This window comes from Lysobacter stagni (assembly GCF_030053425.1).
GTDB classification, from domain to species: Bacteria; Pseudomonadota; Gammaproteobacteria; order Xanthomonadales; family Xanthomonadaceae; genus Lysobacter_J; species Lysobacter_J stagni.
On record NZ_JASGBI010000001.1, the window covers coordinates 1 to 13,016 of the forward strand.

The window sequence follows — 13,016 nt, forward strand, 5'->3', positions numbered from 1 at the left end:
CATCCGCTCCCTCCGCGATCCGCCGCTACGCGGCGGTCCCCTGTGCTCCTCGCGGCGCGGGGGCACGCCGCCCAAACTCGCTACGCTGCGCTCCGCTCAGACATGGGCGGCTCTTCGGCCCCCGCACCACTGCGGTGCTCGGCTCGCTCCGAAGTCGCAAGATCAACGGCAACAGCACAGCGACGGCAACGGCAACGGCAACGGCAACCGCAACCGCAACCGCAACCGCAACCGCAACCGCAACAACAACAACAACAACAAAAAACAAACACAACAACGGCAACGGCAACAGCCGACGAGCTCGCTCCCTCAGCGATCCACCCTCGCCGCCCACGCACGGATCACCTTCGCCATCTCCCGCACGCCATCGCTCAACGCAGCGGGCCCCGGCTGCAGGATGATCGGCGACTTGATTTCGTGCAGCTCACCATCGCGCACGGCCGGGATGACGCCCCAACCGGGACGTGCGGCGACCTTCTCCGGACGGAACTTCTTCCCGCACCAGGACCCCAGAATGATGTCCGGTGCACGGCGCACGACCTCATCGGGGTCTTCCAGGATGCGCTGCTTCGCCAGCGATTCGGCCGCGCGCTCGGGGAACACGTCATCGCCGCCGGCGATGCGCACCAGCTCGGCCACCCACTGGATGCCGCTGATCAGCGGCTCGTCCCATTCCTCGAAGTACACCTTCGGTCGACGCGACAGCGCTGCCGCCTCGCGTGCGATGTCGTCCAGCCCGCGCTGCAACTGGTCGGCATAGGCATCCGCACGCGCGCCCGCGCCGACCAGCGCGCCCAGGCGACGGATGTAGTCGAGGATCCCGTCGACGCTGCGGTGATTGCTGATCCAAACCTCGACGCCATGACGGATCAGCTCGCCGGCAATCTCCGCCTGGATGTCGGAGAACCCGACCACGAAATCCGGCCGCAGCTTGAGGATCTCGCCGATCTTCGCGCTGGTGAACGCGCTGACCTTGGGTTTTTCCTTCCGCGCAATGGAAGGGCGCACGGTGAAACCGCTGATGCCGACTATGCGGTCCTGCTCGCCCAGCGCGTACAGCGTTTCGGTCGGCTCCTCGGTGAGGCAGACGATTCGCTGCGGGCCGCGCTTCACGGGAACAGCATCCGCCGATGCCACTCACCGGCGACGTCGCGCTCATAGCACTGACGCTCGTGCAGGCGGAAGTTGGCGCCGTACCAGAATTCGATCACGTCCGGACGCACGCGCAGGCCGGTCCAGCGCGAAGGACGCGGCACGTCGCGGCCGTCGAATTCCCGTTCGGCCTGTGCCAGGCGCTGTTCGAACACGTCTCGCGATTCCAGCGTTTCCGACTGCTTCGACGCCCACGCGCCAAGCTGGCTGCCGCGCGGTCGTGAAGCGAAATAGGCATCGGCCTCGGCGTCGGAGACGATCTCCACCGAGCCCTCCACGCGCACCTGCACGCCGTCGCGCACGCGCGGCCAGTGGAACAGCAGCGCGGCGTGCGGATTGGCCTGCAGTTCGCGGCCCTTGCGGCCATCGAGATGGGTGTAGAACACGAAGCCGCGCTCGTCGTGCGCCTTCAGCAGCACCGTTCGCGCGGACGGTCGCGCGTCCAGGCCGGCGGTCGCGAGGGTCATCGCGGTGGGATCGGGCTCGCCGGCAACACGGGCTTCGTCGAACAGCGTGTCGAAGGTGGCGAGGGCTTCGGTCAGCAGGGCGGGGGTATCCATTGCGCTATTGTGGGCCGATGTCGCCACGGCCGCATCCCTCCACCGCACCGGGCTTCGACGCGTCGCTGGTGGAACGCGTGCTCGACGACGCCCTCACGCACGGGAGCCGCGTGTACGCGATCGCGGGGTTGCAGGGCTCGGGCAAATCCACGCTGGCCGCGCAGGTCGCGGCGCTGGCCCGGTCGCGTGGACTGCGCGTGGCGGTGCTGTCGGTGGACGATGCGTACCGTGGCCGGGCCGAACGCCAGCGCCTGGCCCGCACGGTCCATCCCCTTCTGGCCACGCGCGGCCCGCCCGGAACCCACGACGTGCCGCTGGCCTGCGCCACGCTCGACGCCCTGCGGGCGGGCAGACCGACCGCACTGCCGCGATTCGACAAGCTCGCCGACACGCGCCTGCCGCCCTCGCGCTGGCGTCGCGTCGGCGAGGTGGACCTCACGCTTTTCGAAGGCTGGTTCCTGAAGACGCCGTCGCAGGCCATCGAGGCACTGAGCACCCCGCTCAACCGCGTGGAGCGCGAGGAAGACCCGGACGGCACGTGGCGCCATTACTGCAACGACGCGCTGGCACGCGACTTTCCGGCGTTGTGGTCGCGGATCGACCGCATGCTGTTCCTGCAGCCCCCGGGCTTCGAAGCCGTGCCCGACTGGCGCTGGCAGCAGGAAGCCGCGCTGCAGGCGTCCGCGCGCACCTCCCGGCGCGGCATGGATCGCGCACAGGTCGAACGCTTCGTCCAGTTGTTCGAGCGCGTGAGCCGGCAGGCGCTGCACTGCCTGCCGAGCATCGCGGAATGGACGTTGCCGCTGGACCGGCAGCGGCGGCCGATCGGCTGATCGCCACCACGTCTCCCATGCAGCGCAGCTGGCTACAATCGCTGCATGAACCCCGCCACCAACCTCGTTCTCGTCGGCCCGATGGGCGCTGGCAAGACCTGCATCGGACGCCGCCTGGCCGAGCACTTCGGCCTGCGCCTGGCCGATGCCGACCATGAGATCGAGCAGCGCGCGGGCACGAGCATCAACACCATCTTCGAAGTGGAAGGCGAACACGGGTTCCGCACCCGCGAGCGCGCCGCGCTGGCGACGTTGCTGCACCAGGACGGCCTGGTGATTTCCACCGGCGGCGGCGCGGTCCTCGATCCGGACAACCGTCGCCTGATGCACGCGCGCGGTTTCGTGGTCCACCTGGACGTCAGCGTCGAACGTCAGCTGGAGCGACTGGCGCACGACCGCAGCCGCCCGCTGCTGGCGCGTGGCGATCGCGAGGCGGTGCTGCACACGCTGGCCGCCCAGCGCGCGCCCCTGTACGCCGAAGTCGCCGACCTGCGCTTCGACACCAACCCCTACGGCAGCGTCGAGGCCGCCACACGGCTGGCGCTGGAACTCGACGCGCACTGGCAACGCCCGGCCCTCGGCACGGCGCAGGCCGGCGTGCCCGCAAGCACGGAGTCCCCATGAGCACGATGCGCACGGTCAAGGTCGACGGCGAGGCGCGCTACGACATCAGCATCGGGCCGGGACTGCTCGGGGATCCGGTGCTGTTCGGCCATGCGCTGCGCGGTCGCCATGCACTGATCGTCAGCGACACGAACGTCGCGCCGCTGTACGCCGACACGCTGGAGGCAACGCTGCTCACGGCGCGACCGGCGATGCAGGTCGCGCGCTTCGTGATGCCTGCCGGCGAGCAGGAGAAGACGCTCGCGCGTTTCTGCCAGTGCCTGGACGCGCTGGCCGCGCTGGGCGCGACGCGCGACGCGACGGTGATCGCGCTGGGCGGTGGCGTGGTCGGCGACCTCGCCGGTTTCGCCGCGGCGTGCTGGATGCGCGGCATCGACGTGGTGCAGGTACCCACCACGCTGCTGGCGATGGTCGACTCGTCCGTGGGCGGCAAGACCGCGGTGGACCTGCCCGCCGGCAAGAACCTGGTCGGCGCGTTCCATCCGCCGCGCGCGGTGGCCGCCGACACCGCCACGCTGCGCACGCTGCCGCCACGGGAACTGCGCGCAGGGCTGGCCGAAGTGGTGAAGTACGGCGCGATCTTCGACGCGGAATTCCTGACGTGGCTGGAAGCGCGCACGCAGGCCTTGCTGGCCGGGGACGACGCGACACTCGCCGAGGCCATCGCACGTTCCTGCGAGTACAAGGCCGACATCGTCGCCCGCGATCCGTACGAGCACGGCGAACGCGCGCTGCTCAACTTCGGCCACACCTTCGGCCACGCCATCGAGGCCGAGCAGGGCTATGCGGGCGCAGGCAGCGAAGCGCTCAACCACGGCGAGGCGGTGTCGGTGGGCATGGTGCTGGCGGCGCGTCTGTCCGCGGCACTGGGCCGCTCGCCCGCCGCCGACACGCAGCGCCTGCAGGCACTCCTGCAGAAGCTGGGGCTGCCGACCGTCGTGCCGGCCGGGCTGGAACCCGAAGCGCTGCTGGCACGCATGCGCCTGGACAAGAAGGCCGATGCCACCGGGCTGCGTTTCGTGTTGTGGGACCGCGCCGGGCTGGCGAAGGTCGTCAGCGGCGTGGCGGATGAGAAGGTGCTGGACGTGCTGCGGGTGAGGTAGCCCCGGCGTCGCGGCTTCACCACCGCCCTCTTCCACTGCGGATGGGGCGTCCGTCCCGGCGGGGCCACGGGCCTCCAGTACAATGAGCCCCCATGCGCCTGCTCCTGCAACAACGGCCTGATGGCCGCGAAGCGCCGCGCTTCGTGCAACTGATGCTGCAGCCCGACCTGCTGGGCGGCTGGACGCTGGTGCGCGAAAGCGGCCAGATCGGCGGCCGCAGCACGCTGCGACGCGAGCAGTTCCTCGATCAGGCCAGCGCCATGGCCGCGCTGGAGGCCGCCCGCGACCAGCAGCTCAAGCGCGGGTTCCAGCTGATGTTCGTACAGGGCGCCGACGCACCGAAGTAAGCCCACCCCTGCAACAGTCCGGTGCGCGATGCGGCTTCGCCGCGCCGATCCATGCGTGGCGCCAGCCGCGATAATGCCGCCCTGCTCCTGCGCCCAACCGGCGCTCCCCCGCGCCGAAGGATTCCAATGACCGCCACAGCCCCCAAGAACGACCGCTTCCTGCGCGCGCTGCGCCGCGAACCCGTGGACCGCACGCCCGTGTGGCTGATGCGCCAGGCCGGCCGCTACCTGCCGGAGTACCGCGCCACGCGTGCCGCCGCCGGCAGCTTCCTGGGCATGGCGAAGAATCCCGAGCTGGCCTGCGAGGTCACGCTGCAGCCGCTGCGCCGCTTCCCGCTGGACGCCGCGATCCTGTTCTCCGACATCCTCACCGTGCCCGACGCGATGGGCGTGGGCCTGTATTTCGTCGAAGGCGAAGGCCCGAAGTTCGAGCGCCCCGTGCGCACGCATGAGGACATCGCGAAGCTGGCCGTGCCCGACATGGACCGCGAGCTGCGCTACGTGACCGATGCCGTGCGCACGATCCGCCGCGAACTCGACAACGCGGTGCCGCTGATCGGTTTCTCCGGCAGCCCGTGGACGCTGGCCTGCTACATGGTCGAAGGCGGCGGCAGCGAGAACTTCTCGAAGGTGAAATCGCTGGCGCTCAACGACCCTGCCGCGATGCACCGCCTGCTCGACGTGGTGACCGATGCCGTCATCGCCTACCTGGAAGCACAGCGCCAGGCCGGTGCGCAGGCACTGCAGGTGTTCGACACCTGGGGCGGCGTGCTGTCGCCGTCGATGTACCGCGAATTCTCGCTGCGTTACCTGCAGCGCATCGCGCAGGCGTTGCCGCGTGGCGAGGAGAAGACGCCGCTGATCCTGTTCGGCAAGGGCAACGGCGCGTACCTGGAAGAGCTGGCCGCCACGGGCGCCGAAGGCGTGGGCATCGACTGGACCGTGGGCCTGGGCGACGCCGCGCGCCGCACCGGCGGCAAGGTCGCGCTGCAGGGCAATCTCGACCCGGTGACGCTGTACGCGCAACCCGACGCGATCCGTCGCGAAGTCGGCCGCGCGCTCGACGACTATGCCGCCGGCAACGGCGGCTCGCGCGAGGGGCATGTGTTCAATCTTGGCCACGGCATGTCGCCCGACATGAGCCCGGACCATGTCGCCGCGCTCGTCGACGCGGTGCACGAACTCAGCGCACGCTGAGTTCCGGGGACATCGCGACGGCGGGCATATACCCGCCGTCGCAACCGCCTGCCTCAGAACTTCAGGTTCACGCTGGTGAAGAAGTACCGGCCGGCCTGATCGTAGCCTTGCGGTGCATTCGCGTTGTCTGCCAGCGTGTTGCCGACCATGGGCGGCGCCTTGTCGAACAGGTTGTTGACGCCCACGGTCCACTCCGCCATCGAACCGAACTGGAACGTCCCGGAGAGATCGAACCAGTTGTAGGCATCGATTCCGTCATTGCGGGCGAGCAGTTTGTCCGTGGTGGATTTCTCCCCGGTCAGTTCGTCCCGGTAAGCCAGCGACCCGTAGTAGCGCCAGCGAAGGTTCACGCTCCACGCGTCGCGGGAATACCGGATGTTGGCGATGTGCCGCCATTTCGGATTCTGGCAGGCGATGGTGATCAACCCCGTACAGTCGTAGTTGAAGCTGTCCACGCCGGGCAGCGGTTCGACCTTGAATGCCAGCTCGCGGGTTCCCACCAGCGAGACCAGCGCGCGCCCCCCGAACATCTCCCACCGGTAACTGGCATTGAGGTCGATGCCGCGGACCTGCTGATTGCCGATGTTGGCGCGCTGGTTCTCGATATAGCCCGTCGACCCCAGCCACAGGTCACCACTGGCCGGATTGCGGTGGATGCGATCGCACAGGATGGACACGCCCGACGTGGCGCAACCGTTGAGGATGTTCTGCGCACCGACCGAATCGATGCGGTTGTCGATGCGGATGTCGAAGTAGTCCACCGCCACGTCCAGGCCGCGGACCGGACTTGCGACGAAGCCCAGCGTGTAGGTGTCGGCCTCCTCCGGGGTGAGGTCCGGGTCGCCGCCGGTGTACTGGTTGTACTGGCCGGCCGGCGTGTCGGGGATCTTTCCGTACTGCGCCGCGGTCACTCCGGTGCGCTGGCATTCCGCCAGGGACAGGGTGGGCGAAGTTCCTGCGCACTCGTCCGCACCGCTGAACAGACCCAGCGACTGCGGCGAGAACAGCTCGACGATGACCGGCGCGCGGATGGCCCGGTTGTAGCCGCCGCGGATCTTGTAGTGATCGAGGAAATCACCGCCAAATCCCACTTTGTAGGTGCTCGCCGAACCTGAGCGGTCGTAATCGGAATAGCGGTAACCCAGGTCGAGATTGAAGCGGTCGACGATGCCCGCATCCTTGAGGATCGGCACCGCGGCCTCGGCGAAGAGCTCCTTCACTTCGGTCTGGCCGGAGATCGGCGGAGACGTGCCGCCGGAGCCGGCGAAGTTGCCTGCCTCGGAATTGCTGTCGGCGCGGTAGTGCAGTTCCTCCCTGCGCCACTCCGCACCCGACACCAGCGAGACGGTGTCGCCACCGGCCCACGGCAGCGCCACGCCGAGGTCGCCCGACACGTACCCGCTCACACCGGTCAGGCTTGTTTCGGTGACATCGGTGCTGACGCCCGCCAGCTGGTCCGCCGCTTGCTTCGTGACGCCGTTGGGCTTCCAGACGTTGTACAGCGAGCATCCCGGGAACGAACCCGGCGGGCAGCCCAGCAGTGCCGCCTCGACACGGTCAGAGAGGAAGTCGTTGATGCCGATCGCCGTCCGGTCGGTGCGGCCGAAGATGCCCGACACGTTGTACGTCCAGCTGCCGTCGATCGCGCCTTCGGCACCGGCCACGACGCGGTAGGAGTTGCTCTTGGTGTCCCAGAAGCGTGGCCCCCCTTCCACGTTGCGCTTGCCCACGTTGATAGTCAGGGGCCCGCTCGCATCCAGCCCTAGGTCGCCGCACATCGTGCCCAGCAACGGATCGCTGCAGGGCAACGAGAGGTCCTGCGCGAAGAACGTGCCGGACTCGGCGATCTGGGTCGAGCTGGTGCGATGGGTGAACATCAGGTCGATGAAGGGGCGGAAGTGTTCGTTCACCTCCAGCTTCAGCGAGGCGCCGGCGTTCAGTCGGTCCTCCGGCCGCTGGTAATAGTTGATCGGGGCGAAGTTGTAGACATCGTCGGTTCCCGCCGCCCAGGAGCCGTTCGGATTGAGGTGCGCGCCGAACCCGGACGCCGCGAGCGTATCGGCCGCATCGAAGACGAAGAAGTTCGGGCGCGCCGCAGTGGCCGAGCCACCGCAGGCGGTACCGCTGGCATTCAAAGCGCAGGACGAATAGTCGCGCTCGCCCTGGAACAGCGGATCGTTACGGCGCCAGGTCAGCCATGCACTCGCATGCCCCTGGCCGTCGGCCAGGCTGCTGCCCCAGATCAGGTCGATGTTGCGCGACTTGCCATCCAGGCCGGAATTGCCGGTGGGGTAGCCGAATCCACGCTTGTCCATCAGCCCCTGGAGGTACTGGCTGTCGTTGTCGTGCTGGAAGGCCGAGTAACCCAGGTTCACCTGGAAGCCCTCGAACTCATCGTCGAGCACGAAATTGACCACGCCGGCGACCGCGTCGGCGCCGTACACCGCCGACGCACCGCCGGTGAGGATGTCCACGCGCTTGATCAGACCGGAGGGAACCTGACTCAGGTCGACGCCACCGTCCGTACCGCCGGCCTGCGAGCGCTGGCCGTTGATCAGCGTCAGCGTCCGGTTGTTGCCCAGACCGCGCAGGCTCGCGGTCGGATAGCCCGTGGCTCCGTTGTTGGAGAACGAATCGAAGTACGGCGTCAGCTGCGGCATCTGGTTGACCAGATCCTCCACGCGCGTGGTGCCGGTGACCTTGAACTCCTCCCTGTCGATCTCCGCGACCGGGCTGGAAGCGGTGACGGTCTGGCTCTGGATGCGGGTGCCCGTGACGGTCACCGTGTCCAGGTCGGTGGCCGACTGCGCGGACGATGCGGCGTCCTGCGCGGAAGCGCGAGGGGCGATGGACGTTGCAGCCAATGCGAGTGCAAGAACGATCGCATCGCGCAGCTTGGATCTGTTCGGGATCATCTCTTCTCCTACTCCGTCGGGTGATGGCGGAACTTGTGAAAATCCGCAGCAGTCACCGGACGTGAAAGAGGCAGCTCGGTCATCGCATCGACATCGCGATCGAAACGCACCGCCGCATTCGCGGTCGGCGGCAACAGCGCACCGTCCGCAAAACGCGGCGAAGTTCGGTCAATGCTTCTTGCAGTGCCGGATGTGCCGTCCAGCGCTGCATTGCCGAGTCCCGCCCGTTCCCCTTTCACGTCCAGCCACTCACTGCGTGACTGGCCTATGAATGTCACAGGCGGTGGGCGCGATCATTGAGAAAGTTTCACCATCGATGATGCGAAGGCATCGATCAGCGGAATGCCGATGCGGCACGGTCTCGGATGACGTCCCTGATGAGGCAGATGCACCACTGCACGCAGCTCGTTGCGCGCATGCGACTGCACGCGACGAATCATCCAAACGAAAGTTGGGATGCGCTGGTCGTCCGTGCGTGAGGCTGGTGTCGAGGCGTCATTGCCACGCGACACTCACAAGCAGGCCGACCAGCATCGCCCTGTCACCTGCTTGAGAGCCGCGAAAACCCGCGCCCTTCCAGGCGCGCGTGCCGACTAGCGCCGCGGCACGCCCTCCAGCAGACCGGCCAGCATCGCGCCTGTCACGGGCTTGCGCAGGAAGCCCTGGAAACCCGCGGCACGCGCCTGCGGTTCCGCATCGGCATCGGCGCGCGCGGTGATCGCCAGCAACGGTCGCGTGTAACCCTGGCGACGCAGTTGCTGCGCCAGGGCCAGGCCGTCGAGACCGGGCAGATCCAGGTCCAGCAACGCCGCATCGAACGAACCGGTCGCCACTTCCGCCAACGCCGCCAGGGCGTGCGCGACGTGCGTGATGCGATGCCCCTGCGCCTTCAGCAATCCGGCGATGACCTCGGCCACGGTGGGATCGTCCTCGACCAGCAGCAGCGACAGCGGCTTTCCGCGCGAGGCCAGCAGCGATTCACCGCCCGTATGCGGCGCAGGCGCAGCCGAGGGCTTCAGTGGCAGGTCGACGATGAAGCGCGCACCGGCGCCGGGTGCGCTTTCCACCCGGATGTTGCCGCCCATCGCGATGGTCAGCTCCTGGCAGATCGCCAGCCCCAGTCCGCTGCCGCCGTAACGCGCCGTGGTGCGCGCGCCCTCGGCCTGCTCGAAACGGCGGAACAGCCGCGCCTGCTGTTCTTCGTTGAGCCCGGGACCGGTGTCCTCGACTTCCAGGCGCACACCGCCCTCTTCGAGCGCGGACGCACGCAGCAGGACTCCGCCCTGCTCGGTGAACTTGATCGCGTTGCCCAGCAGATTGAGCAGGATCTGGCACACGCGGCTGCCATCGCCGCGCAGGCCTGACGGTGTATCCGGCGCCACGTCGACGCGGAAGGCGAGACCGCGGTGGCGCGCAAGCGGCGCCATCAGCGAAGCAGCTTCGTCCACCATGGCGTGCACGTCGAAGGGCGCATCGGCCAGTTCGAGCTTGCCCGACTCGATGCGTGCCAGATCCAGCGCGTCGTTCACCAGGCGCAACAGATGGCGCCCCGCGCGGCGGATCGATTCGACATACCCGCGCTGGCTGGCGTCCAGCGGCGTGTCCAGAAGCAGTTCGCTCATGCCGAGCACGCCGGTCATGGGCGTGCGCACTTCGTGGCCCAGCGTGGCCAGGAAACGGGTCTTGGCGAGGGACGCTTCCTTGGCGACCTCACGCTCGTGCTCGGCCAGTTGCCACGCATGACGGCGCTTGAGCCGGCGACGGTAACCATCGGCCAACCACCAAGCCAGCAGCACCGCGATACCGAAGAAACCGGCCACTGCCGCCCATGTCTGCCACCACAACGGAGCGACGGTGAACGCCACGGTCTGCGGCGGCGACCACACGTGGTCGGCGGTGCGCGCCATCACCTGCAACCGATACTGGCCAGGGGCCAGGCGCGAGAAGATTCGCTCGCCCGCGGAATGCGATTCCACCCAGTCGGTGTCGTAACCGGCAAGGCGGAAGCGATAGACGTGGTTGTGCGCATCGTTGAACGACAGCAGGCGCGCGGCAATTCGCAGTTCGCGATCGTCCGGTTCGATCTCGAACGGACGCGCGGGATCGAAGGCCACGCGGCTGTCGCCACGGCGCACGTCGATGCTCTCCACGACCACGCGCGGCGGCTGCGCGTCGGGGCGCACCTGCGATGGATCGAACATCACCAGGCCTTCGGGCGAGCCGGCCAGCATGAGGTTGTCGCTCCGGCGCACGCGCGGCTGCGCGTCGAACTCCTGGCTCGGCAGACCGTCGCTGACGCCGTACACGCGTGTGGTCCGATGGACCGGATCCACTCGCATGAGACCGCGCACCGTCGTCAGCCAGGGCACGCTCGATGCGTCGATGGCGATGCCGCTGGGGGCCAGCAGCGGGATGCCATCGCTGCCCGACAGGCGCTGGTCGCGCTGCAGCGCGGCGCCATCCCAGCGAAACACGTCCACGCTGCCCAACCGGGCCAGCCATACGCGGCCGCGCGGACCGATCGCGAAGGCGTACACACGCTCGACGCCGGCACCGGGCACGGGCTCGAAGCGCCCGGCACTTTCGTTCCAGCGCGACAGCCCCTGCGACCCGGCGATCCACACGTTTCCGTCGCGACCGGTCCCCACCTGCTCGACGAAGACATCGTGCGGGAGGCCGTTGGCACCGGCGCGAAGCGTGGCGCGCACGCGCCCGTCCGTCGCACGGCGCTGCACGGTGCCGTCTTCGGTGGCCAGCCACACATCGCCGTCGACGGACTGCGCCAGGCGGCTTTCGCCCGCGAGCGATGCGTCCGCGCCGCTTTGCTCGTTCCAGCGTCGCACGTGCCCGGTGGCGGGCTCCACGCGCGCCACGCCATCGCGGTAGGTGACCCAGACCGCGCCGGTGGCGTCCTCGAGCACGTCGTCCAGGACCAGGCCCTGTCCGACATCGCGCGCCACATGCGTGACCGTGCCGCTGTCCGGGTGGAGCCGGTCGAGCACGCCACCGGTGCCGACCAGCCACATCGTGCCGTCATGCGACGGCGCGATGCTGGCGACGTTGGCATTGCCCAGCGACCCCGGATCGTCGAGCCGCCGGGAAAGCACCGCGAACTGCCGCCACTGGCGCGGCAGGTACCACAACCCGTTGCCGCTGCTGGCGAACCACAGGCCGCCTTCGCGGTCCTCCAGCGCGGCGATCCACGACGGCCGCACCATGCCCTGCGCAGCGCCGCTGTACAGCGGCACCACGCTCATCCGCCCCGCGTTGTCGCGTCCCAGGCCCTGCGGAACGTCGAACCAGTAGGTGCCGCCACGGTCATGCAGGAGCACGTGCAGGATGGTGTCTGTCAGGCCCTCGTCCCGCCAGGGCATGGCCGCGTACTGCCCGTCCGGGCGGCGCACGCCGACGCCACGCGGCGTGGCGAACCACAACGTGCCGTCGCGTTCGGCGGTGATGCCGTTGATGAGCGTGGAGGCCAGCGCGTCATCGGGAGCGCGCTCGAAGTCGCGTCCGGTCCAGCGCGCGATGCCGCCCTTGGTGCCGATCCACAACGTGCCGTCGGACGCGACCGCCAGTTGCGACACCTCCGCATCCGGCAAGCTGCGCGGGTCGCCCTCGCGTGGCATGAAGCGCGTCACCTTGCCGTCCGGATCGAGCCGGTGCAGTCCGCCGAACGGCGTGCCGAACCAGACCGCGCCATCGGGCGTGGAGGTCACGCACCAGATGATGTCGTCGCCCATCGCGGGCGTGTTGCCGCGGTTGTGGTAACGCAGGCGCTTGCGATCGCGGTCGAGCATCGCCAGCCCTGCCTTGGTGGCGATCCATACGCGGTCGGCCGCGTCGACGTGCACGGCCCAGACGAAGCTGTCGCGCAGGCCCTGCTCGGCGCGCCACACACGGAAGGCCTTGCCGTCGTAACGCGCCAGGCCATCGCTGGTGGCGATCCACAGGTACCCGTTGCGGTCTTCGGAGATGCCGTTGATCCGGTTGGACGGCAAGCCGTCGGCCACGGTGATCTGGCGCGGTCGCGGGGTCTCCGGAAGCTCGGCATGGACCGGCCACGACACCGCGAACGTCAGCAGCAATCCCCAGAGTCCCTTGAACAACATCGCGATCCGTACGTTGCGTCCCCGCGCTAGGCTCGGCCAATGCGCCCGGGTTGGCAAGCCCGTGACGGGCCTGGCCGGTCGTCGCGTGCAACGGTTCGTTACGCCGATATCGCCTGCCGCGTTCACCCGGCTGTGCCTAGAATCCCCATCGTCCCCATTCAAGGAGCCGCCGC

At 68.6% G+C, this 13,016-nt stretch carries 10 protein-coding genes; 5 read left to right on the forward strand and 5 right to left on the reverse strand.

Annotated features, from left to right (window positions below):
* Positions 1-309: 309 nt before the first annotated feature.
* Positions 310-1,113 (reverse strand): cobalamin-binding protein, encoded by an 804-nt coding sequence (locus QLQ15_RS00005; protein ID WP_283210826.1) that lies wholly within the window; start codon positions 1,111-1,113, stop codon positions 310-312.
* Entirely contained in the window at positions 1,110-1,712 is a 603-nt protein-coding gene (pdxH, locus tag QLQ15_RS00010) for a pyridoxamine 5'-phosphate oxidase (RefSeq protein WP_283210827.1), read from the reverse strand. Before pdxH ends, QLQ15_RS00005 begins: the two co-directional genes overlap by 4 nt.
* Positions 1,713-1,729: 17 nt before the next feature.
* On the opposite strand from pdxH, the gene QLQ15_RS00015 reads away from it, so the two are divergent.
* From QLQ15_RS00015 to hemE, 5 genes are all read left to right on the forward strand, one after another.
* Entirely contained in the window at positions 1,730-2,545 is an 816-nt protein-coding gene (locus tag QLQ15_RS00015) for a kinase (protein ID WP_283210828.1), read from the forward strand.
* 45 nt (positions 2,546-2,590) lie between these two features.
* Positions 2,591-3,169, forward strand: a complete 579-nt coding sequence (locus tag QLQ15_RS00020; RefSeq protein WP_283210829.1) for a shikimate kinase — start codon at positions 2,591-2,593, stop codon at positions 3,167-3,169.
* Entirely contained in the window at positions 3,166-4,272 is a 1,107-nt protein-coding gene (gene aroB / locus QLQ15_RS00025) for a 3-dehydroquinate synthase (RefSeq protein WP_283210830.1), read from the forward strand. Before QLQ15_RS00020 ends, aroB begins: the two co-directional genes overlap by 4 nt.
* A gap of 92 nt (positions 4,273-4,364) precedes the next feature.
* Complete coding sequence (locus tag QLQ15_RS00030) at positions 4,365-4,619, forward strand: WGR domain-containing protein (protein ID WP_158985250.1); 255 nt, start codon at positions 4,365-4,367, stop codon at positions 4,617-4,619.
* Positions 4,620-4,745: 126 nt separating this feature from the next.
* Positions 4,746-5,816: a uroporphyrinogen decarboxylase gene (hemE, locus tag QLQ15_RS00035; protein ID WP_283210831.1), complete on the forward strand. Its 1,071-nt coding sequence runs from the start codon at positions 4,746-4,748 to the stop codon at positions 5,814-5,816.
* Positions 5,817-5,869: 53 nt separating this feature from the next.
* Here the strand turns inward: hemE and QLQ15_RS00040 are convergent, their stop codons facing one another.
* The 3 genes from QLQ15_RS00040 to QLQ15_RS00050 all read right to left on the reverse strand — a co-directional run bounded on the left by QLQ15_RS00040 (position 5,870) and on the right by QLQ15_RS00050 (position 12,843).
* Positions 5,870-8,731 carry a TonB-dependent receptor domain-containing protein gene (locus QLQ15_RS00040; RefSeq protein ID WP_283210832.1) on the reverse strand — a complete coding sequence of 954 codons (2,862 nt, stop codon included), beginning with the start codon at positions 8,729-8,731 and terminating at the stop codon, positions 5,870-5,872.
* Positions 8,732-8,739: 8 nt separating this feature from the next.
* Entirely contained in the window at positions 8,740-8,970 is a 231-nt protein-coding gene (locus tag QLQ15_RS00045) for a hypothetical protein (RefSeq protein ID WP_283210833.1), read from the reverse strand.
* Between the two features lie 354 nt (positions 8,971-9,324).
* Positions 9,325-12,843: a hybrid sensor histidine kinase/response regulator gene (locus QLQ15_RS00050; protein WP_283210834.1), complete on the reverse strand. Its 3,519-nt coding sequence runs from the start codon at positions 12,841-12,843 to the stop codon at positions 9,325-9,327.
* Between the last annotated feature and the right edge of the window lie 173 nt (positions 12,844-13,016).

Excerpts from the sequence above, each read along its gene's own strand:
- QLQ15_RS00040 (WP_283210832.1), bottom strand. The coding sequence starts at position 8,731 with ATGATCCCGAACAGATCCAAGCTGCGCGATGCGATCGTTCTTGCACTC.
- QLQ15_RS00020 (WP_283210829.1), top strand. The coding sequence starts at position 2,591 with ATGAACCCCGCCACCAACCTCGTTCTCGTCGGCCCGATGGGCGCTGGC.
- QLQ15_RS00050 (WP_283210834.1), bottom strand. The coding sequence starts at position 12,843 with ATGTTGTTCAAGGGACTCTGGGGATTGCTGCTGACGTTCGCGGTGTCG.
- QLQ15_RS00015 (WP_283210828.1), top strand. The coding sequence starts at position 1,730 with ATGTCGCCACGGCCGCATCCCTCCACCGCACCGGGCTTCGACGCGTCG.
- hemE (WP_283210831.1), top strand. The coding sequence starts at position 4,746 with ATGACCGCCACAGCCCCCAAGAACGACCGCTTCCTGCGCGCGCTGCGC.
- QLQ15_RS00030 (WP_158985250.1), top strand. The coding sequence starts at position 4,365 with ATGCGCCTGCTCCTGCAACAACGGCCTGATGGCCGCGAAGCGCCGCGC.
- pdxH (WP_283210827.1), bottom strand. The coding sequence starts at position 1,712 with ATGGATACCCCCGCCCTGCTGACCGAAGCCCTCGCCACCTTCGACACG.
- aroB (WP_283210830.1), top strand. The coding sequence starts at position 3,166 with ATGAGCACGATGCGCACGGTCAAGGTCGACGGCGAGGCGCGCTACGAC.